Origin of the sequence: Streptomyces sp. NPDC058469 (assembly GCF_042721125.1) — a bacterium.
In the GTDB taxonomy this organism is placed as follows: domain Bacteria; phylum Actinomycetota; class Actinomycetes; order Streptomycetales; family Streptomycetaceae; genus Streptomyces.
This window is the reverse complement of the sequence record NZ_JBHXME010000036.1, coordinates 10,757-30,093: the sequence shown is the minus strand read 5'-3', so window position 1 is coordinate 30,093 and position 19,337 is coordinate 10,757. Positions and strand designations below refer to the sequence as shown.

17 protein-coding genes and 1 pseudogene are annotated in these 19,337 nt (G+C 70.4%); 3 read left to right on the top strand and 15 right to left on the bottom strand.

What is annotated here, in order from left to right; genetic code table 11:
• The first annotated feature begins 104 nt into the window (after nt 1-104).
• Nucleotides 105-593 (top strand): YajQ family cyclic di-GMP-binding protein, encoded by a 489-nt coding sequence (locus tag ACFWP5_RS18105; protein ID WP_019061142.1) that lies wholly within the window; start codon nt 105-107, stop codon nt 591-593.
• A gap of 98 nt (nt 594-691) precedes the next feature.
• Here ACFWP5_RS18105 and ACFWP5_RS18100 read toward each other — a convergent pair whose 3' ends face one another.
• The 15 genes and pseudogenes from ACFWP5_RS18100 to ACFWP5_RS18030 form a co-directional block, all read right to left on the bottom strand.
• The gene (locus ACFWP5_RS18100) at nt 692-958 is read right to left on the bottom strand and encodes a GlsB/YeaQ/YmgE family stress response membrane protein (RefSeq protein ID WP_384156840.1); all 267 of its coding nucleotides are present in this window, start codon (nt 956-958) and stop codon (nt 692-694) included.
• Nucleotides 959-1,192: 234 nt separating this feature from the next.
• Complete coding sequence (locus ACFWP5_RS18095) at nt 1,193-1,759, bottom strand: SMI1/KNR4 family protein (RefSeq protein WP_384156837.1); 567 nt, start codon at nt 1,757-1,759, stop codon at nt 1,193-1,195.
• A 117-nt stretch (nt 1,760-1,876) separates the two neighbouring features.
• Nucleotides 1,877-3,070 carry a barstar family protein gene (locus ACFWP5_RS18090; protein WP_384156834.1) on the bottom strand — a complete coding sequence of 398 codons (1,194 nt, stop codon included), beginning with the start codon at nt 3,068-3,070 and terminating at the stop codon, nt 1,877-1,879.
• A gap of 12 nt (nt 3,071-3,082) precedes the next feature.
• Nucleotides 3,083-3,475, bottom strand: a complete 393-nt coding sequence (locus ACFWP5_RS18085) for a YccF domain-containing protein (protein WP_266860840.1) — start codon at nt 3,473-3,475, stop codon at nt 3,083-3,085.
• A complete protein-coding gene (gene htpX, locus ACFWP5_RS18080) occupies nt 3,472-4,335 on the bottom strand; it encodes a zinc metalloprotease HtpX (RefSeq protein WP_384156830.1) in 864 nt (287 codons plus the stop codon). Before htpX ends, ACFWP5_RS18085 begins: the two co-directional genes overlap by 4 nt.
• A gap of 189 nt (nt 4,336-4,524) precedes the next feature.
• Complete coding sequence (locus ACFWP5_RS18075) at nt 4,525-6,048, bottom strand: NADH-quinone oxidoreductase subunit N (protein WP_384156827.1); 1,524 nt, start codon at nt 6,046-6,048, stop codon at nt 4,525-4,527.
• A complete protein-coding gene (locus tag ACFWP5_RS18070) occupies nt 6,045-7,619 on the bottom strand; it encodes a NuoM family protein (RefSeq protein ID WP_384156824.1) in 1,575 nt (524 codons plus the stop codon). The genes ACFWP5_RS18075 and ACFWP5_RS18070 overlap by 4 nt, the downstream gene beginning before the upstream one ends.
• Nucleotides 7,620-7,625: 6 nt before the next feature.
• Complete coding sequence (locus tag ACFWP5_RS18065) at nt 7,626-9,620, bottom strand: NADH-quinone oxidoreductase subunit L (RefSeq protein ID WP_384156821.1); 1,995 nt, start codon at nt 9,618-9,620, stop codon at nt 7,626-7,628.
• Nucleotides 9,617-10,072, bottom strand: a complete 456-nt coding sequence (nuoK, locus tag ACFWP5_RS18060) for an NADH-quinone oxidoreductase subunit NuoK (RefSeq protein WP_384156818.1) — start codon at nt 10,070-10,072, stop codon at nt 9,617-9,619. The genes ACFWP5_RS18065 and nuoK overlap by 4 nt, the downstream gene beginning before the upstream one ends.
• Nucleotides 10,072-10,926: an NADH-quinone oxidoreductase subunit J gene (locus ACFWP5_RS18055; RefSeq protein WP_384156815.1), complete on the bottom strand. Its 855-nt coding sequence runs from the start codon at nt 10,924-10,926 to the stop codon at nt 10,072-10,074. Before ACFWP5_RS18055 ends, nuoK begins: the two co-directional genes overlap by 1 nt.
• On the bottom strand, nt 10,923-11,564 hold the full coding sequence (locus ACFWP5_RS18050; protein ID WP_384156812.1) for a NuoI/complex I 23 kDa subunit family protein: 642 nt from the start codon (nt 11,562-11,564) through the stop codon (nt 10,923-10,925). Before ACFWP5_RS18050 ends, ACFWP5_RS18055 begins: the two co-directional genes overlap by 4 nt.
• Nucleotides 11,564-12,532: an NADH-quinone oxidoreductase subunit H gene (locus ACFWP5_RS18045; RefSeq protein WP_384156809.1), complete on the bottom strand. Its 969-nt coding sequence runs from the start codon at nt 12,530-12,532 to the stop codon at nt 11,564-11,566. Before ACFWP5_RS18045 ends, ACFWP5_RS18050 begins: the two co-directional genes overlap by 1 nt.
• Nucleotides 12,529-14,643, bottom strand: coding sequence for an NADH-quinone oxidoreductase subunit C (locus ACFWP5_RS18040; RefSeq protein ID WP_384156806.1), 2,115 nt, complete (start codon nt 14,641-14,643; stop codon nt 12,529-12,531). The genes ACFWP5_RS18045 and ACFWP5_RS18040 overlap by 4 nt, the downstream gene beginning before the upstream one ends.
• 167 nt (nt 14,644-14,810) lie before the next feature.
• Nucleotides 14,811-15,560, bottom strand: a pseudogene (locus tag ACFWP5_RS18035) (NADH-quinone oxidoreductase subunit B); the annotation flags it as partial.
• A gap of 8 nt (nt 15,561-15,568) precedes the next feature.
• Nucleotides 15,569-16,000, bottom strand: coding sequence for an NADH-quinone oxidoreductase subunit A (locus ACFWP5_RS18030; protein WP_384156936.1), 432 nt, complete (start codon nt 15,998-16,000; stop codon nt 15,569-15,571).
• A gap of 290 nt (nt 16,001-16,290) precedes the next feature.
• Here ACFWP5_RS18030 and ACFWP5_RS18025 point away from each other — a divergent pair, with 290 nt between their 5' ends.
• Nucleotides 16,291-17,490, top strand: coding sequence for a sensor histidine kinase (locus tag ACFWP5_RS18025; RefSeq protein ID WP_384156803.1), 1,200 nt, complete (start codon nt 16,291-16,293; stop codon nt 17,488-17,490).
• A 374-nt stretch (nt 17,491-17,864) separates the two neighbouring features.
• Entirely contained in the window at nt 17,865-19,208 is a 1,344-nt protein-coding gene (locus ACFWP5_RS18020; RefSeq protein WP_384156801.1) for a sensor histidine kinase, read from the top strand.
• The last annotated feature ends 129 nt before the right edge of the window (nt 19,209-19,337 follow it).

The following is a 19,337-nucleotide window of genomic DNA, read 5'->3' as shown; positions in this document are numbered from 1 at the left end:
CGGATGCGGCCCGGGGCCTACACCGGGCTCGGCGGCTGCCCCGACGCACGCCGATACGCAGTGACACGCATCGATACGCATCCCGATACAAGGAGCCACAGGACATGGCCGACTCCAGTTTCGACATCGTCTCGAAGGTCGAGCGGCAGGAGGTCGACAACGCCCTCAACCAGGCCGCCAAGGAGATCTCGCAGCGCTACGACTTCAAGGGCGTGGGTGCCTCGATCGCTTGGTCCGCCGAGAAGATCCTCATGGAGGCGAACTCCGAGGAGCGGGTCAAGGCGATCCTCGACGTCTTCCAGTCCAAGCTGATCAAGCGCGGCATCTCGCTGAAGGCGCTGGACGCCGGTGAGCCGCAGCTCTCCGGCAAGGAGTACAAGATCTTCGCGTCGATCGAGGAGGGCATCTCCCAGGACAACGCGAAGAAGGTGGCGAAGATCATTCGCGACGAGGGTCCCAAGGGCGTGAAGGCCCAGGTGCAGGGGGACGAACTGCGGGTCAGCTCGAAGAGCCGCGACGACCTCCAGGCCGTGCAGGCCCTGCTCAAGGGCAAGGACTTCGACTTCGCGCTGCAGTACGTGAACTACCGGTAGAACCGCGCCTCGCGCGTCCGCCGCGCGCCGGTACGAGGAAGGGTGGGCACCCGTCGGTACCCACCCTTCTCGCCTGCTGGCTGCGGCACGGGGGCGCGCTAGTTGCGCGAGTTGCCGAACAGGATGCGGAAGACGATCAGGAGGACGAGCGCGCCGCCTATCGCCGAGGCCCAAGTAGCGCCGTCGTAGAAGTTCTTGGCGACCGGGTGGTCCAGCCAACGGGCTGAAATCCAGCCGCCGATGAACGCGCCCGCGATGCCGATGATGGTCGTACCGATGAAGCCGCCCGGGTCGCGGCCCGGCAGCAGGAATTTGGCGATGGCTCCGGCCAACAGTCCCAGGATGATCCAGCTGATGATGCCCATGCCGTGAACCTGCCCTCTCGCGCTGTGCTTGCACTGATCCGGAGCTGTGAATTCCGCCCGGACAGGCTGTGTTTCTAGGTCCCTGCGCACGGCCTGTCGCTGCATGTTCCGCCGTGTCGATGAACAGGACGTCACGGATGCGTGTGGTGGTTGCAGGCATCGGTGGCGCGACCCCGTGGTGGTGATCACCGGAGCCCGAGCCCGAGCCCGAGCTGGAGCTGGAGCTGGAGCCGCTCAGGATGCCTGTGCCGTCGTGCGTACGCGGAAGTCGGTCCACGGTGTCGGTTCGGCGTCGCCTTCGTGGTCCTCGTACCAGCCCGTGCCGTCGAGCCAGGAGCGCAGCCAGTCGGCGAGGCTGGGCGCGTCGACGTACCACGCGTGGTCGGCTTCGTCGGCGTTCGGCTCGTAGAGGAGGACCGTGGCCTGCGGGGATCGGCAGTCCACGCACGCGTACATCGCGCAGCCCCAATGGGATATCGGCAGGACGCCCTCGGGCCAGGGCCAGTCCGGGTCCTTGTGTCCGCTCGCGCGGTTGGCGAGGTACTGCGTGACGGCGGCGGACCCGCCGGCCGGCGGGTGGTCGAGCAGGGGCAACAGGCCGTACTCCGGGCCGAATCCGCCGTCTCCTATGCGCGAGTAGAGCACGGCGAGCAGCGGGGGCAGGCGGAAGCCCAGGGCGGCCTCGGCGCGGGTCACCGTGGAGTCGTCCACGGGGGTGGGGAGTGAAGTCCAGCCCAGCGGGAGGGCGTTGCGGGCCTCGGCAGCCACCCGTGTCAGCAGTTGCTGCTCGTTCTCGGTCATGGCTTCATGGTGCCGCGTGCCACTGACAGTCGGTCCGGCCTGTGGACAACCTGGCGGTTGTGGAAAACCTGCTGGTCATGAGCCGGGGGGCGGCCGACGTGGTGCGGTGACGAGCCGTCAGGCCAGGCGGACGTCGACGGCCCTTTCGGCGAGGAAGGCGAGCAGTTCCTCGAACGTCGGCGGGCGTGGGCCTGTGTGCGGGGTGACGCCGAGGCAGGCGCGGGCTACGGCGGCGTCGTGCCAGACAAGGGTGAGGGGTGGCTCGGCGCCCCGGCGCCCACGCAGGCAGTCGTCGAGGGCGCTCAGGCCCCAACCGAAGTATCCGGCCGGGCCGTTCACCGCCTCGCCCAGGGCGCAGAAGAAGCCGGGTGGGTCGGTGATGTGTCTGCCGTCGAGGTGGTAGATGGTGCCCGGCGGTCGGTCAGGGATGGCGCGGGTGTGGGCGTGGGTGTGGGTGTGGGTGTGGGTGTGGGTGTGGTTCGCCAGGGCCGTGTCGAGCCAGAATCGGCGGCCGTCGGCGTCGCAACCGGCCCAGCGGTTGGGCTCGGAGGGGCGGCCCTCGCCCCACAGGTCCCACACCTCCCGGGCCGCGAGCGGTGGCCGTTCCGACCATGGGTCGAGGGTGAGGTCGACCAGGCCATGGCCGCGCGCGGACGGGATCCAGGCCCGTAACTCGCCCTCGGCGGCGGGCTGCACGGACCGGCCGGACGCGTCGATACGCACCACCTTGGCGTGGCCCAAGTCCTCTTCCCCGGCGTCCAGTGCCGCCCTCAGCGCACCGCGCGGGGAGCAGCCCAACAGGCGGAGAGGAGGCTCCAGTTGTTCGGTGCACCCCTCTTGTATGTGGACCAAGTCCCGGCAGCCGCCCCATGGTTGGCCGTCCGCGCCCAGTACCCGATAACCCGGGGACAGGGGCGGGCGCTGTGGATAGTCGTAGGGGTTGTCGTCGGACTGTCTGCCCTCGACGGTGATGTCCCTCAACGACAGGTCACGGGCGCATGGACGGTCGCCTACGACGCGTACGTCCTCCAGCCACCACTCGCCCTCTCCCCCGCCGGTCTTGTCGAGGGTCTCCAGGGTGAGCAGGCCGAGCGGTGCCGAACCGTCGGCACGCGCGCGTGCGAGGGCTGTTCGCAGGTTGCCCTCGGGCGCGCAGCCGAGCAGTTCGTACGTCCCGCGCGCGGGTGGGGGCGGGTCGGCGAAGAGGTCGGCTGCGTCCTCGCACAGGGCCCAGGTCTCCTCGTAGGCGTGCTCGCCGGTGGACTCGGCCCCCTCGTCGTACGACAGCAGGACGTACTTCGGCGCCCCCACCGCTGGCCGCCGTCAGCGGGTGGCGAACGGCTGGTCCGTGGGCACGATTTCGCGGCCCAGGGGGAAAAGCGAGACCGGGATCAGCTTGAAGTTGGCGATGCCGAACGGGATTCCGATGATCGTGATGCACATGGCGATGCCGGTGACGATGTGTGCGAGGGCCAGCCACCAGCCCGCGAGGATCAGCCACAGGACGTTGCCGACGCACGAGGGGGCGCCCGCGTCCCGGCGCTCGACCGTCGTGTACCCGAAGGGCCACAGGGCGTAGACGCCGATACGGAAAGCGGCGATGCCGAACGGGATGCCAATGATGGTGATGCACAGCAGCGCGCCGGCGAGCAGGTACCCGAGGAACAGCCAGAAGCCGCTCAGGACGAGCCAAATGACGTTCAGGATGGTTTTCACTGGGGGCGACCTGCCATCTTCTCGAGCCGGGCGATGCGCTCCGCCATCGGCGGGTGTGTCGAGAACATCTTGGAGAGTCCCTGGCCCGGGCGGAAGGGGTTCGCGATCATCATGTGGCTCGCGGTCTCGATGCGGGGCTCCGGGGGCAGCGGAAGCTGCTTCGTGCCGGCGTCGAGCTTGCGCAACGCGCTCGCGAGGGCGAGGGGGTCCCCGGTGAGCTGGGCGCCGGACGCGTCGGCCTCGTACTCCCTGGAGCGGCTGATGGCCAACTGGATGAGGCTGGCCGCGAGGGGACCCAGGATCATGATCAGCAGCATGCCCAGGATGCCGGGGCCGTCGTCGTCGTTCGAGCGGCCGATCGGGATCAGCCAGGCGAAGTTGACCAGGAACATGATCACCGAGGCGAGAGCGCCGGCGACCGACGAGATCAGGATGTCGCGGTTGTAGACATGGCTGAGTTCGTGGCCGATGACTCCGCGCAGCTCGCGCTCGTCCAGGAGGCGCAGGATGCCCTCGGTGCAGCACACGGCGGCGTTTCGCGGGTTGCGGCCCGTCGCGAAGGCGTTGGGGGCCTCCGTGGGCGAGATGTACAGGCGCGGCATGGGCTGGCGGGCCTGGGTGGAGAGGTCACGGACCATCCGGTACAGGGCCGGGGCCTCGAACTCGCTCACCGGGCGGGCGCGCATCGCGCGTAGCGCCAGTTTGTCGCTGTTCCAGTACGCGTACGCGTTCGTGCCCAGCGCGATCACGACCGCTACGACGAGCCCCGTGCGGCCGAAGAAGCTGCCGATGACGATGATGAGTGCGGACAGTCCCCCGAGGAGAACTGCGGTCCTGAGCCCGTTGTGCCGGCGGTGCACGGTACGCCCTCCAAATCGTGCAGCAGGGGAACCCTTTGCTTGCTGATCTCTGATGCCACCGGTGTCGTGGTGTCACGTCCAGTGGACCCTCCCGTACTGGTCAACGCCAGGCGGGGGGCTCTAGTTCCCTTGTGCGTGCGGCGCCGGGGGTGGGCCGTCCGGGTGAGGACGGTGGTATGTGCCGGTGGCTCAGAAGAGTCCGGTGTCGGCGAAGCGCAGGACGAGTTGGGGTGCTCCGGAGAGGGCGATTCCGAGGGCGCCTGTGAGGGCGAGCGCGGCGGTGAGGGGTGCGGGGACGCGGTGCTTGGCGTGCTCGCCCTCCGGGGCGCGGAACAACAGGGCCGTCCACTGGAGGTAGTAGAAGAGCGCGATCACCACGTTGACGGCCATGACGACCGCGAGCCAGCCCAGGCCCGCGTCGACGGCCGCCGAGAAGACGGTGACCTTGGCGAAGAGACCGATGACGCCGGGCGGCAGTCCGGCGAGGCACAGCAGGAAGAAGGCCAGAAGCAGGGCTGCGAGCGGGTTCGACGCGTACAGGCCGCGGTAGTCGCTGACGCGATTGAGTGCTCTTCTACGGCCCACCAGTGCGGCCACCGCGAAGGCGCCGAGGTTCACGGCGGCGTACATGAGGGCGTAGGCGACGGTGGAGCCGATCGACTTCTGGGCGTCCTTGGAGTACGCGGCGGCGGCGATCGGCACCAGGAGGTAGCCGGCCTGACCGACGGAGGACCAGGCGAGCAGCCGTACCGCGCTGTACGCGCGCGTGGCCTGCTGGCGCAGGGCGCCCAGGTTGCCGACCGTCATGGTGAGGGCGGCCAGTGCGGCGAGTGCCGGGCCCCACACGTCGGCGTACGACGGGAAGGCGACGACGGTGAGGAGGATCAGGCCGGAGAAGCCGACCGCCTTGCCGACGACCGACAAGTAGGCGGCGATCGGGAGGGGCGCCCCTACGTAGGTGTCGGGTACCCAGAAGTGGAAGGGGACCGCTGCCGTCTTGAAGGCGAAGCCGATGAGGGTGAGGGCGACGCCGGTCTGGGCGAGGGTGTGGAACTGGCCGTCGACGTGCTGGATGCGGTCGGCGATCCGGGTGAGGTACAGGGTGCCTGTGGTGGCGTACACGAAGCTGACGCCCATCAGGCTGACCGCGGTCGCGGTGACCGAGGACAGGAAGAACTTGAGGGCCGCTTCGGCGGACTTCTTGTCGCCGTGCCGGATGCCGACGAGGGCGAAGGCGGGCAGGGAGGCGACCTCCAGGGCGACGATCAGGGTCGCGAGGTCTCGGGAGGCGGGCAGGAGAGCGGCGCCCGCGGCGGAGGACAGAAGCAGGAACCAGTACTCCCCTTCGGGGAGTCCCTTGTCGGCGTCCTTCAGGGTGGTGATCGACAGGAGGGCCGCGAGGAGGGCGCCGCCGAGGACCAGGAACTGGATGACCAGGGTGAAGCGGTCCGCCGTGTAGCTGCAGGCGGTCGCGTCGCCGGTGAGGCAGAAGGTGGCGCGGTCGCCGTCCAGGAGGGGCAGCAGCATGAATGCGGAGGCTGCCAGGCCCGCGACCGACACCCAGCCCAGGAGCGCTTTTCTGGCCTCCTGGAGGAACAGGTCGGCGACGAGGACCACCAGGCCGACGACCGCCGTGATGGTGGGCGGTGCGATCGCGAGCCAGTCGACGGACTGGACCATCGACTCCGCGAGAGGCTGGGCCAGGGCGCTCATCGGGTGCCTCCTGCGAGGAGCTGCTGCACGGCCGGGTCGGTCAGGCCGAGGAGTGCCTTCGGCCACAGGCCGGCGGCGACGGTGAGGGCGACGAGCGGGGTCCAGGCCGCGAACTCGTACGTCTGGACGTCGGCGAGCTTCGGCGCTTCCTGCGCCACGGCGCCCATGCAGACGCGGCGGACCACGGCGAGCATGTACGCGGCGGTCAGCAGGGTGCCGAAGGCCGCGATCGCCATGAAGGTGAGGAACGCGGGGCGGCTGAGGCCTGCGGCGGGCTTGAACGCGCCGAACAGCGCCAGCATCTCGCCCCAGAATCCCGCGAGTCCGGGCAGTCCCAGCGAGGCGACGGCTGCGAAGGCGAGCAGGCCGCCGAGGCGTGGTGCCTTGCCGTAGAGGGCTGCGCCGGTCTCCTCTGCGAGGGTGTCGAGGTCGGTGCTGCCCGTGCGGTCCTTGAGGGCGCCGACGAGGAAGAACAGGAGGCCGGTGATGAGGCCGTGGGCGATGTTGGCGAACAGCGCGCCGTTCACGCCGGTCGGGGTCATCGTCGAGATGCCGAGCAGGACGAAGCCCATGTGGCCGACGGACGAGTAGGCGATGAGGCGCTTGAGGTCGCCCCTCGCGCCCTGTCTGGCGAGGGCGAGGCAGGCCAGGGAGCCGTAGATGATCCCGACGACGGCGAAGGCGGCGAGGTACGGCGCGAAGGTGTGCATGCCGTCAGGGGCGATCGGCAGCAGGATGCGGACGAACCCGTACGTGCCCATCTTGAGCATCACGCCGGCCAGCAGGACCGAGCCGACGGTCGGGGCGGCGGTGTGGGCGTCGGGCAGCCAGCTGTGCAGCGGCCACATCGGCGTCTTGACCGCGAGCCCGATCCCGATCGCCAGAACGGCGATGACCTGCACGGATGTGGACAGCGACCGGCCGTTGTCAGTGGCGAGTGCCACCATGTCGAATGTGCCCGCCTTGATTCCGATCAGGAGCAGGCCGAGCAGCATGACGACGGAGCCGAGCAGCGTGAAGAGGATGAACTTCCAGGCGGCCTGGGTCCGTTGGGCACCGCCCCAGCGGGCGATGAGGAAGTACATCGGGATGAGCACGGTCTCGAAGGCGAGGAAGAAGAGGATCAGGTCGAGGACGGCGAAGGTGGCGAGGGTGCCGGACTCCAAGACGAGGATCAGGGCGACGAATGCCTTCGGGGACGGGCCCGCAGGCATCTTGAAGTAGGAGTAGAGCGCGCAGAGGAAGGTCAGCAGCGCGGTCAGGACCAGGAGGGGGAGGGAGATGCCGTCGATGCCGAGGTGGATGCGCACGCCGAGTGCGGGGATCCAGCTGATGTCGGTCGTGGCCTGCATCTTCGACGGATGGGCGTGGTCGAAGCCGAGCGCGAGGACGATCGCGGCGATGAGGATAACGCCGGTCACGGTGACGCCGTGCCGTAGTACGGCCTGCTCGGGCGACCTCCCCTTCAGCCCGGGCGGAGCGGGCAGCAGAGCGGTGACGGCGCCGAGGAGCGGGCCGACGACGATGAACGCCAGAAGGACCTGCATCACGGACTCGTTGATATCGATCACGCCTGCTCACGCTCCCGTGGCGACGAGGAGGACGGCGACCGTCAGGACGACGGTGCCGGCGAGCAGCGCGCTCACATAGGTCTGCAGATTGCCGGTCTGGGCGCGCCTGACGGCGGCTCCGAGCAGGCGGGGCAGGGTGCCCGCACCCCGTACGTAGGTGTCGACGACCTCGCGGTCGAGGAACCGGACGAGACTCGCCGCGGCCAGCACCGGGCGGACGAACAGGGCCGCGTAGACGGCGTCCAGGTGGAAGCCGGTGGCCGCGTGGCGGTGCAGCGGGCCGAGCAGGAGGCGGCCCGGATCCGCCGGGTCGGGTGCCGATGCCACGTCTCCGTAGGCGGGCGTGTGGCTCGCGATGGCCTCGGCCTCGACGAGTCCGGCATCGCCCTCCGGGTGGGCCGCGACGGCACCCAGCGGTGCGCGGGCCACGAGCGCGGTGGTGTGCCGCCAGGCGCCGTAGGTGAGGATGCCGCCGACGAGGGCGACGCCCGTGCCCAGCACCGAGGTGGTGAGCGTCGGGGTCAGGTCGCGGCCGTCGAACCAGTCGGGGAGCACGCGATAGGCGAGTCCGCCCAGGGCGAGGGACGGGACGGCGAGCACCCACAGCACGGCGTTCATCGCCACGGGCTGCCTGCCGTGGTCGGGGGCTTCAACTCCCCGTCCGTGGAAGGCGAGCAGCCACAGGCGCGTCGCGTACGCGGCGGTGAGGAGGGCGGCGAGCAGGCCGGCGACGAGGACGATCCAGCCCGCGACGCCGGGGATGTGCGCGGTGTCTCCGGTGGCCGCGTGTTCGGCGGCGCCGAGGACGGACTCCTTGGAGAAGAAGCCGCTGAAGGGCGGGATCGCGGCGAGCGCGAGGAGCGCCACGGTCATCGTCCAGAAGGCGTCGGGGACGCGGGCGCGCAGGTTGCCCATGCGGGACATGGCGGCCAGCGAGTTGGTGCCGGAGGCGTGGATGACCACGCCGGCCGCGAGGAAGAGCAGCGCCTTGAAGGCGCCGTGGGACAGGAGGTGGAAGACGGCGGCACCGCGGTCGCCGACGGCCAGGGCGCCGGTCATGTAGCCGAGTTGGCCGATCGTCGAGTAGGCGAGGACGCGTTTGATGTCGTCCTGGGCGAGCGCGGCGAGACCCGAGCCGGCCATCGTGACGGCGGCCATGACGGCGAGGACGACCATCGCGGCCGAGGAGGCCTCGAAGACCGGGAGGAGACGGGCGACGAAGTAGACACCGGCGGCGACCATCGTCGCGGCGTGGATCAGCGCGGAGACGGGAGTGGGACCGGCCATCGCGTCGGGGAGCCACGTGTGCAGCGGAAACTGCGCCGACTTGCCCGCCACGCCGGCCAGGAGCAGCAGGGCGATCAGCGTCGGGTGGTGCAGCCCGCCGTTCGCGACGGTGCTCAGGACCTTGGTGATGCGGAAGGACCCGGCGTCGGTCGCGAGCGCGAACAGGCCGATCAGGAAGGGGACATCGCCGAGTTTGGTGACGAGGAAGGCCTTGATGGAGGCGGCGCGGGCCTCCGGGGTCTCCCAGTAGTGGCCGACGAGGAAGTAGGAGCAGATGCCCATGACTTCCCAGCCGACCAGCAGCACGATCAGGTCGCCGGAGTAGACGACGAGAAGCATCGCGGAGGTGAAGAGGGAGACGAGCGCGGCGTACGAGGGGTAGCGCGGGTCGTCGCGCAGGTAGCCCGTCGAGTAGATCTGCACACAGGTCGCGACGAAGGCGACCAGGACGGCGACGAGGGCGGCGAAGCCGTCGATGTGCAGGGCGAGTTCGACGGGGACCGAGCCGGTGGGCGTGAGTTCGGTGGCGGAGTCGATGGCCGCGTCGCCGCCCTGGCGTACGGCGACGACCGCGGCCGGCGCGAGCGCGGCGAGCGTCGGCAGGACGGCGAGCGGACGGACGTAGCCGGGGGCGATGCGGCCCAGGAGCAGGCCGGCCGCGGCGCCCAGGAACGGGAGGAGGGGGACGAGGACGGCGAGGGTGGTCGTGGTCACGCGGTGGCCTCAGCCTTCTCGGCCGCGGGGGGCTCGGTGCCGTCGCTGTCAGAGCCGCCGGGACTGGACCCGCCGGTGCTGTCGGAGCCGCCGGGATTGGCGCCGCCGGGGCCGTCCGGACCGTCGGATTCGTGGCCCTCGGCGGTGTCGCGGAACTTGTCGATGTCCGAGGTACCGCGGCCGCGGTAGACGGCGAGGACGATCGCCAGGCCGATGCCGATCTCGGCGGCGGCGATGGCGATGGTGAACAGGGTCAGGGCCTGGCCGGAGTGCAGTTTCTCCTCGGCGGTCCTGCTGAGCCAGACGTCGAAGGCGACCAGGTTCAGGTTGACGGCGTTGAGCATCAGCTCGACCGACATCAGGACGAGGATCGCGTTGCGGCGGGCGAGGACGCCGTAGATGCCCGTGCAGAAGAGGAGGGCGGCGAGCACGGCGGGATAGACGAGGTGCATCAGCGGGCTCCCTTCTGCTCGGTGGCGTTGTTCCGCTCAGTGGAGTTGTTCTGCTCGGTCAGGTTCCGCTCGGCCGAGTCATTTCGCTCGGTCGGGTCGTTCCGCTCGGTCGGGTCGTTCCGCTCTGACCGGGTGTTCCGTTCGGTCCGGTTGTCCCGCCTGGTCGGATCGTTGCCTTGAGACCGGCTATTTCGCCTGAACGTGTGATTACGGGAATCCGGGACGGATGGGGAACTACCGGTCGTGCGCCGGGAGTTCACAGGGGGAGAGCTCAGCTCCGACTTCGTCTTGCGGGACAGGACGATCGCGCCGACCAGGGCCGCGAGGAGGAGGACGGAGAGGGCCTCGAAGGGGAGGACCCAGTTCTGGAACAGGCTCGCGCCGGTCACCGCGGTCGAGCCGGCGGCCGGGCCGTCCAGGTCCATCCAGGTCGCGCGGAAGGCGTCGACGACGACCCAGACCAGGGCCGCCGCGGCGGCGACGGCCACGGCTAGGGCGGCACAGCGGTTCCCTGAGTCCGCGTCCGGGGAGCGGCCGATGGGGGCCTTGGTGAGCATCAGACCGAAGAGAAGGAGGACGACGACGGAACCGACATAGATGAGGACCTGCACCCAGGCGATGAACTCGGCGGCGAGCAGGAGGTATTCGACGGCCAGACCCCCGAGGGTCACCACGAGCCACAGGGCGGCGTGCACCAGCTGCTTGGTGGTGACGGTGACGAGGGCGGCGCCGAAGGTGACCAGGCCGACGAGGAGGAAGGCGATCTCTACGCCGGTCGGGGAGAGGAAGCCGTGGGTGTGGGGGGCGGCGGCGGCTGCCGTGGCGGTCACGGCGACGGTATCGGCGAGGGTCACGACTCTCCCTCCGGCGGCTCGGTGGGGTCGACGGGGTCGGTCTGCGCGGTCTCTGCGGTCGCTGCGGATTCCGCGGTCTGCATAGCCTCCGCGGCTTCCGCGGCCTGGGCTGCCTGAATCGCGGCCAGCTTCTCGGCGGTCTTGTGGGCGGCGGCGATCTCCTTGGGTTCCTCGGCGGCGGGGTCGAGGGCGGGTGGGGCCGGGACGGTCCACATCCACTCGCGGAGCTTGTCGCGTTCGTGGGTGAGTTCGTGGATGTCGGTCTCGGCGTACTCGAACTCCGGGGACCAGAACAGCGCGTCGAAAGGACAGACCTCGATGCAGATACCGCAGTACATGCACAGGGAGAAGTCGATGGCGAAGCGGTCTAGGACGTTGCGGCTGCGCTCGCGGCCGCCGGGGGCCGCCGCCGGGACCGTCTCCTTGTGGGAGTCGATGTAGATGCACCAGTCGGGGCACTCGCGGGCGCAGAGCATGCAGACCGTGCAGTTCTCCTCGAACAGGCCGATAACTCCCCGGGTGCGGGGCGGGAGGTCGGGCTGGGTGTCCGGGTACTGCTCGGTGACGGTCTTCTTCGTCATCGTCCGGAGGGTGACGGCCAGGCCCTTGGCCAGACCGGAGCCGGGGATCGGGGCCATTAGAGGAACACCACCTTCACGATGCCGGTGAGGGCGATCTGAGCGAGGGAGAGGGGCACGAGGAGGGTCCAGGAGAGTTTCTGGAGCTGGTCCTCGCGCAGGCGGGGATAGGTGACGCGGAGCCAGATGACGACGAAGGCGAGGAGCGCGGTCTTCAGCAGGGTCCACACCCAGCCGAGGCCGTCCGCGCCCCAGGGGCCGTGCCAGCCGCCCAGGAAGAGGACGGTGGTCAGGCCGCACAGGACGACGATTCCGGCGTACTCGGCGAGGAGGAAGAGGGCGAAGCGGAGACCGGTGTACTCGGTGTAGGCGCCGAAGATGATCTCGGAGTCGGCAACGGGCATGTCGAAGGGAGGTCGCTGGAGTTCCGCCAGGCCCGCCACGAAGAAGACGATCGCGCCGACGATCTGCCAGGGCAGCCACCACCAGTGGAAGGCGTCGAGGATGCCGGGGAGGGAGACCGTGCCCGCTGCCATCGCCACGGAGGCGGCGGTGAGCAGCATGGGGAGTTCGTAGGCGAGGAGCTGTGCGGCGGTGCGGAGGCCGCCGAGGAGGGAGAACTTGTTGGCGGAGGCCCAACCGGCCATGAGGGAGCCGAGGACACTCACGCCCATCACCGCGAGGACGAAGAAGATGCCCGCGTCCAGGACCTGGCCGACGGCGCCCTCGCTCGGGCCGATGGGGATGGCGAGGAGGACGAGCAGGTACGGGAGGAGGGCGACGGCGGGGGCGAGTTGGAAGATACGGCGGTCCGCGCCCGCCGGGACGATGTCTTCCTTCTGGGCGAACTTCACGCCGTCCGCGACGAGTTGGGCCCAGCCGTGGAAGCCGCCGGCGTACATGGGGCCGAGGCGGCCCTGCATGTGGGCCATCACCTTGTGCTCGGTCTGACCGACGATCAGGGGGAAGGTGAGGAAGACGACGAAGACGATCAGGAGTCGCAGGGCGACGTCGAGCACGTCGTTCACTGCGGGCCTCCTGCGGGGGTGTCGGGAGTTGAGGGCTGGGGAGTTGAGGGTTGGGGAGTTGGGTTTTCGGGGGTGGGGCCTTCGCGGGTGGGGTCTTCGGTGGTGGGGGGCGAATCGGTCCGTTCAACTGCGTCCGAGTCAGGTGCAGTTGTGGCCGAGTCCGGCTCGGTGGCGTCCGAGTCCGGCTCGGTGGCGTCCGAGTCCGGCTCCGTGGCGGGCGGGGCTGGCTCCGTGGCGGGCGGGGCTGGCTCAATTGCAGGCGAGTCGGCTTCGGCTGTCGGTCCGTCGGCCGGCCTCTTGGCAGGGCTCGGATTCGGTTCGGGCTCGGGCTTGGCCTCGGGCTCGGGTTCGGACGCGGGCTTGGACTCCGGCTCGGGCTCGGGCTTGGCCTCGGGCTCGGGTTCGGACGCGGGCTTGGACTCCGGCTCGGGCTCGGGCTTGGACTCCGGCTCGGGCTCGGGCTTGGACTCCGGCTTGGCTTCAGGCTCAGGCTCGTCGAAGGCTGGGCGGGCGTTGTGCCACGGTGCGTCTGCGCTGCGGGGAGCAGTGGGGGGCTGGGCGGTGCTGCCCTCTCGTGCCGGTGCCGGTCCCTGTGACGGTTCCGCCGCAGGTGTCGATTCCGGTTCCGCCGCAGGTGCCGGTGCCTGCGCCGGTGCCGGTGCCGGTGCCTGCGCCTGTTGCGATGCCGAGCCGCCGCTCGCGCTGCGCGACCGGCGAGAGGGTGCCGCGCCCGTCCCCTGTTGACTCGCCGAGCCCTCCGAGGCGCTGCGTGCGCGGCGCGGCGCAGCCGGGGTTCCCGAACCCTGCTCCCCGCGACCGGTACTGGACCCGTCACCGGTCTCCCGGTCGGGGCCCTCGCCCTGCCCCTGGCTCACCGAACCCTCGCTCGCGCTACGCGCCCGGCGCGCCCCCGCAGGCGGCACCGCGGGGGCGTGAACACCCTCGGCCGACTGAGCCTGACCCTGCCCCTTGGTCGACGGCACCGCACCCTCACTCGCCGGTGCTGCCCCCTCAACCGACGACGCTTCCCTCCCGGCCGACGGCACCGCGCCTCCAGCCGACGACGCTGCACTCCCAACCGACGGCGCCTCACCCTCAGTTGGTGGCGCCTCGCCCCCAGCCGATGACACCGCACCCTCAGCAGTCGGCGTTGCACTCCCAACCGACGGCGCCTCACCCCCGGTTGGTGGCACCGCGTCCCCAGCAGATGACACCGCACCCTCAGCAGTCGGCGTTGCACTTCCAGCCGGCGGCACCGCACCCCCAACCGAAGGCACTTCACCCCCAGCCGACGCCCCCTGACTCACCGACCCCTCCGAAGCCGAACGGGCCCGCCGCACAGGGCGATCGCCAGCCGCACGTACCGGACCGTCACCCGCCGCAGGTGCGGGAGACTCACCCCCCGAACGTCCCGGAGACTCGCCCGCCCCACGCACCGGACGTTCACCCTCCGCCCGTACCGCACGCTCCCCCGCCCCACGCACCGGACGCTCGCCCGCCGCCCGTGCCGCACCCCGGGCAGGGCGAGCCGGGGCCGCAGGGAGTTGGCCCTTCAACGGGCCCCACTCGTTCGGGTCGGGGACGCCGGGCGGGAGCATCTGGCGGCGTTTGGGGGCGCCGTGGTCGGACTCGCCCGGTTCCTTCGCGCCGGGCCAGGCCTTGGCGACTCGGGCTGCGAGGACGAAGTCCTTGCGGAGGGGGTGGCCTTCGAAGGTTTCCGGGAGGAGGAGGTGGTCCAGTGCCGGGTGGCCCTCGAAGTCGACGCCGAACATTTCATGCGTCTCGCGTTCGTGCCAGGCGGCGCCCGCGTAGACGTCGACGGCGGTGGGCAGTACCGGGGTCTCGTGCGGGACTGTCGTACGGACGAGGAGTCGGCGTACCGGTGACAGCGCCACGACGTGGGCGGAGACGCGGAAGCCGGTGCCGGGTTCGTCGACCGCGCTCAGCCAGTCGAAGTAGGTGCAGCCCAGGTCGTCACGGGCGGTGCGCAGGGCGGTGAGCCACGTGGTGGGAGGTACGTCGACTGTGAGGAGTTCGTAGGACTCCTCGGCCGTGGCCTCCGTACCGAACAGTTCCTCGACCGGAGCGGGCAGCCAACCGACGGCGGTCATCGGGCATCCCCCGACCCGGAGCCGGAGCCGGAGCCCGAGCCGGAGCCCGAGTCGGAGCCCGAGTCGGAGCCCGAGTCGGAGTCGGAGCCGGAGCCGGAGCCCGAGCCGGAGCCGGAGCCGGAGTCCAAGCCCGAGTCGGAGCCCGAGTCGGAGGACGGACCCGAACCTGAGCCCGCACCCGCCGACCCTGACTCCGCGCCCGCACCCGCACCCTCGCCCTCCGAGCCCGCACCGGCCGAGCCCGGCCCCCCACCAGCCACCTGCACCGTTCCCGACACCGGTTCCGGCACCGGAGCCGGAGCCGACACCAACCCGCTCTGCAGCGCCGCCGTAGAAGCCCGGCCCCCCGACACCCCATACCGCTCCCCCAGCGACTCCCGGGCGATCTTCTCCTGGAGTTTGAGGATGCCCTGGAGGAGGGCTTCGGGGCGGGGTGGGCAGCCGGGGACGTAGACGTCGACCGGGATGATCTGGTCGACGCCCTTCGTGACCGAGTACGAATCCCAGTACGGGCCGCCGCAGTTGCTGCACGCGCCGAAGGAGATGACGTATTTGGGCTCGGGCATCTGCTCGTAGAGGCGTTTCACGGCCGGGGCCATTTTGTCCGTGACCGTGCCGGAGACGACCATCAGGTCGGCTTGGCGCGGGCCCGGCGCGAAGGGGATCACGCCGAGGCGGATGAAGTCGTGGCGGGCCATGGACGCGGCGATGAACTCGATGGCGCAGCAGGCTAGGCCGAAGTTGAAGACCCAGAGGGAGTAGCGGCGGCCCCAGTTGAGGACCACCTTCATCGGTTCGGGGGCGAGGCGGGCGAGGGCGCCCAGGCGTTTCGGCTCGGGGAGGTACACCGGCTCCGGCGAAGAATGAGCCGGGGAAGAGGCCGGGGAAGCCGGGGAAGAGGAAGAGGCCGAAGTCATGTCTGGCGTCACGTCCATGCCAGGACGCCCTTCTTGTATGCGTACAGCAGGCCCACGGTCAGGAAGCCGAGGAAGATGAACATCTCGACGAGGGTGGTCGCGCCGTAGCCCGGCGCGGCGAAGACCGTGGCCCAGGGGAAGAGGAAGATCGAGTCGACGGCGAAGATGACGTACAGGAACGCGTAGACGTAGTACCGGACTTGGGTGTGGGCCCAGCCCTCGCCGACGGGGTCGACGCCGCACTCGTACGTCAGGAGTTTCTCGGGGGTGGGGACGACCGGGCGCAGCAGGCGGCCCGCGCCGAAGGCCACGGCGACGAAGAGCACGCCGACGACGGCGAGCAGTCCCACGACGGAGTAGGACCGGAAGTAGTCCGCCGCGACGACCACGGTCGGTTCCCGCAAGGTCCCCAAGGTGTCCGGCAAGGTCCCCGGCAACATCTCCCGCAAGTCCGACCCCTCCTCATCCTTGGCGACCGACCACCGGCGACCGGCAGTTCGGCCCGATACGCCGCCGCCACACCGCCGCTACCCCGGTGACCCATGTGAACTCTGTGTTCGACGATCTGTACGCACGGGAGTCTAGGCCCTGTTAAAGGGACGGTAAGCAGCCCGTCACGCCTTGAGCTCCCCCTGAGATCACCCTGAGATGCCGTGGTGGGGTTTTCCCCAGCAGACCCGGGCGGCGGACCTCATGGCGCTGGGGCGCGTCGCGCGGCACGCTGGCCCATATGACCGTACGCATTCCCTACGCCGACCCGGCGGCACCCGGCGGCGAGCTCGACGAGCCGTTGCCGCCGGCCCGCTTCGCCTACGACAGACACACCTGGAAGGAGATCGCACATCTCCTGACAAACCTGCCGGTGTCGGTGTTCGGCTTCGTCTATGTGGTGACGATGCTCTTCATCAGCGCCGGGCTGACCGTCACCGTGGTCGGGTTTCCGCTGCTCGCGCTGGGGTTGATGGGCGAGCGGCTGATCGGGAAGTTCGAGCGGGGCCGGGCCCGGCGGCTGCTCGGGGTGCGGATCGACGAGCCGAGCCCGTTGCCGTGGCGCAAGGGCGGCGGGCTGCTGCAGCGGGTGTGGATGGCGCTGAAGGATCCGGTGGGCTGGCGGACGGTGCTGTACGACGGGATGCGGTTGCCGTGGGGCATCGTGACCTTCACCATCACGCTGACCTCGCTGTTCGTGCTGTGGCCGGTGCTGCCGTTCATCGCACGCGGGCTGGCGAACGCGGACCGCGCGATGGTGCGCGGCCTCCTCTCCCCCTCCGACGAGTTGGAACGCCGTATCGCCGAGCTCGAATCCGACCGGGGTGTCGTGGTCGACACGGCGGCGGCGGATCTACGGCGGATCGAGCGCGATCTGCACGACGGGGCGCAGGCCCGGCTGGTCAATCTGGCCATGGGGCTGGGGCTGGCCAAGGAGAAGCTGCTGGAGGGCCAGGCCGACGAGCAGGTCGCCGCGATGGTCGACGAGGCGCACGGCGAGGTGAAACTCGCGCTGCAGGAGCTGCGGGATCTGGCGCGCGGGATCCATCCCGCTGTCCTCACGGACCGCGGGCTGGACGCCGCTCTGTCCTCCGTCGCCTCGCGCTGCACGGTGCCGGTGAAGGTGACCGCCGATCTGGGCGCGCGCCCGGCGGCCGCCATCGAGGGGATCGCGTACTTCACCGTCTCCGAGCTGCTGCAGAACATCAGCAAGCACAGCGGTGCCCGTACGGCGTCGGTGGACGTGTGGCGGTCGGAGGACCGGCTGCTCATCCAGGTCTGGGACGACGGCCGCGGCGGCGCCAACCTCGACGGCGGCACCGGCATGCGCGGCCTCGCCGACCGACTAGGCGCCGTCGACGGCCTCTTCGTCCTCGACTCCCCACCCGGCGGCCCGACGACCGTCACGGCGGAGCTGCCATGGCGGGAGCGGACCGCCTAGCCGGGCGACCAGAGACAGCGCCCCCACCCCACACGCCTCCACAACCGCACCGGCATGCGCGGCCTCGCCGACCGACTCGGCGCGGTCGACGGCCTGTTCGTCCTCGACTCCCGCCCGGCGGCCCTAGGACCGTCACCGCGGAACTGCCCTGGCGCGAACGGACCACCGAGCCGAGCCGGGGGTAGCGAGGCCGGAGGCGCAGGGAAGCCGGGCGCAGGGAAGCCGAGGTCGGACGTAGGGAAGCCGGGGTAGGGAAAACCCCCCTCCCGAGAGGCCGACGGACTCCATGGTTCGCGGACCTGCGGTCGAGCAGTCTGGAGATACGACAGCACGGCTGGCACGGCTGCGGAAACGAGTAGAACGGGACGACGTCAATGGCCACGGAGTACGGGCAGGGGTACGGAACGCACGGCACGTTCGACCTCGACGAGAGGCGCCGGCACCGGTTGCCGACCGCGCTGCGCGCACCCCTGGAGGCGCGCAGCTGGCGGGAGTTCGGATACGTCCTGCTGAGCCTGCCGATCAGCATCCTGCTCTTCACCTACGCGGTCACGATGGTGTCGCTCGGTGCGGGCCTGCTGATCACGTTCCTCGGTGTGCCGGTCCTGGCGGCCGCGCTGGCCGGCTGCCGCGGTTTCGGCGCGCTGGAGCGGGCGCGGGCACGGCGGCTGCTCGACCTGGACGTCGCCGACCCCGAGCCGCTGCGCATGAAGAAGCACGGCCCGATGGCCTGGATGGGCGCCGTCCTCAAGAGCGGCACGTCCTGGCGCCACCTGCTGTACGCGGTGCTGCACTTCCCGTGGGCGGTCTTCTCCTTCGTCGTCGCCCTCAACTTCTGGGCCTACGGCTGGGCCCTGCTGACGTACCCGCTGTGGTTCTGGGTGTTCCCGATGTACGGCGGGCAGGGCGGCCTCCAGCTCTACGGTGACGAGCACCACCAGATCTATCTGGACAACCCCTTCGAGATCACCGTGACCGCGCTGGTGGGACTGCTGTTCACGCTGGCCACGCCGTGGATCGTGCGGGCACTGACGATGGTGGACCGGCTGATGGTGCACGGGCTGCTCGGACCGTCGACGCTGGCGACGCGGGTCGTGGAGCTGGAGTCGGACCGGGGTGTCGTGGTCGACACGGCGGCGGCGGATCTACGGCGGATCGAGCGCGATCTGCACGACGGGGCGCAGGCTCGGCTCGTAGCGCTGGCCATGGATCTGGGGCTGGCGAAGGAGAAGCTGACCGAGGACCCGCAGGCCGCGGCGCGCATGGTGGGCGAGGCGCACGGCGAGGTGAAGACGGCGCTGCAGGAACTGCGGGATCTGGCGCGCGGGATCCATCCGGCGGTGCTGACGGACCGCGGGCTGGACGCGGCCCTGTCGTCCGTGGCCTCGCGGTGCACGGTGCCGGTACAGGTGGAGGTGGACCTGCCGGCGCGGCCGGCGGCGGCGATCGAGGGGATCGCGTACTTCACCGTCTCCGAGCTGCTGCAGAACATCAGCAAGCACGCGAAGGCGACCTGGGCCGCGGTGGACGTGTGGCGGGTGGAGAACCGGCTGATGTTGCAGGTCGTGGACAACGGGGTGGGCGGTGCGGATGCCTCCGGCGGTTCGGGGCTGGCCGGTCTTGCCGGGCGGCTCGGTGCGGTGGACGGGATCCTGGTGGTGGACTCGCCGGTGGGTGGGCCTACCCGGATCACGGCGGAGCTGCCCTGGCGGGGTTGAGCGGACGAAGTCGACGGGGGCGTGGGGGGGGGGGGGTGGCACCCGCCCCCCCCCGTGGCGGGGGGGTTGGGTGGGGGTGGCGGGGGGGGTGCCTCCCGAAATAGAACCCCCCAAATACAATGGCCCCGA

Bases quoted from the DNA above. Each gene is read 5' to 3' on its own strand.
- ACFWP5_RS18105 (WP_019061142.1), top strand. From the start codon at position 105: ATGGCCGACTCCAGTTTCGACATCGTCTCGAAGGTCGAGCGGCAGGAG.
- ACFWP5_RS18100 (WP_384156840.1), bottom strand. From the start codon at position 958: ATGGGCATCATCAGCTGGATCATCCTGGGACTGTTGGCCGGAGCCATC.
- ACFWP5_RS18095 (WP_384156837.1), bottom strand. From the start codon at position 1,759: ATGACCGAGAACGAGCAGCAACTGCTGACACGGGTGGCTGCCGAGGCC.
- ACFWP5_RS18075 (WP_384156827.1), bottom strand. From the start codon at position 6,048: ATGAGCGCCCTGGCCCAGCCTCTCGCGGAGTCGATGGTCCAGTCCGTC.
- nuoK (WP_384156818.1), bottom strand. From the start codon at position 10,072: ATGCACCTCGTCTATCCCGCCGTGCTCGCCGCCCTCCTCTTCTGCACG.
- ACFWP5_RS18050 (WP_384156812.1), bottom strand. From the start codon at position 11,564: ATGGCCCCGATCCCCGGCTCCGGTCTGGCCAAGGGCCTGGCCGTCACC.
- ACFWP5_RS18040 (WP_384156806.1), bottom strand. From the start codon at position 14,643: ATGACCGCCGTCGGTTGGCTGCCCGCTCCGGTCGAGGAACTGTTCGGT.
- ACFWP5_RS18030 (WP_384156936.1), bottom strand. From the start codon at position 16,000: ATGTTGCCGGGGACCTTGCCGGACACCTTGGGGACCTTGCGGGAACCG.
- ACFWP5_RS18025 (WP_384156803.1), top strand. From the start codon at position 16,291: ATGACCGTACGCATTCCCTACGCCGACCCGGCGGCACCCGGCGGCGAG.
- ACFWP5_RS18020 (WP_384156801.1), top strand. From the start codon at position 17,865: ATGGCCACGGAGTACGGGCAGGGGTACGGAACGCACGGCACGTTCGAC.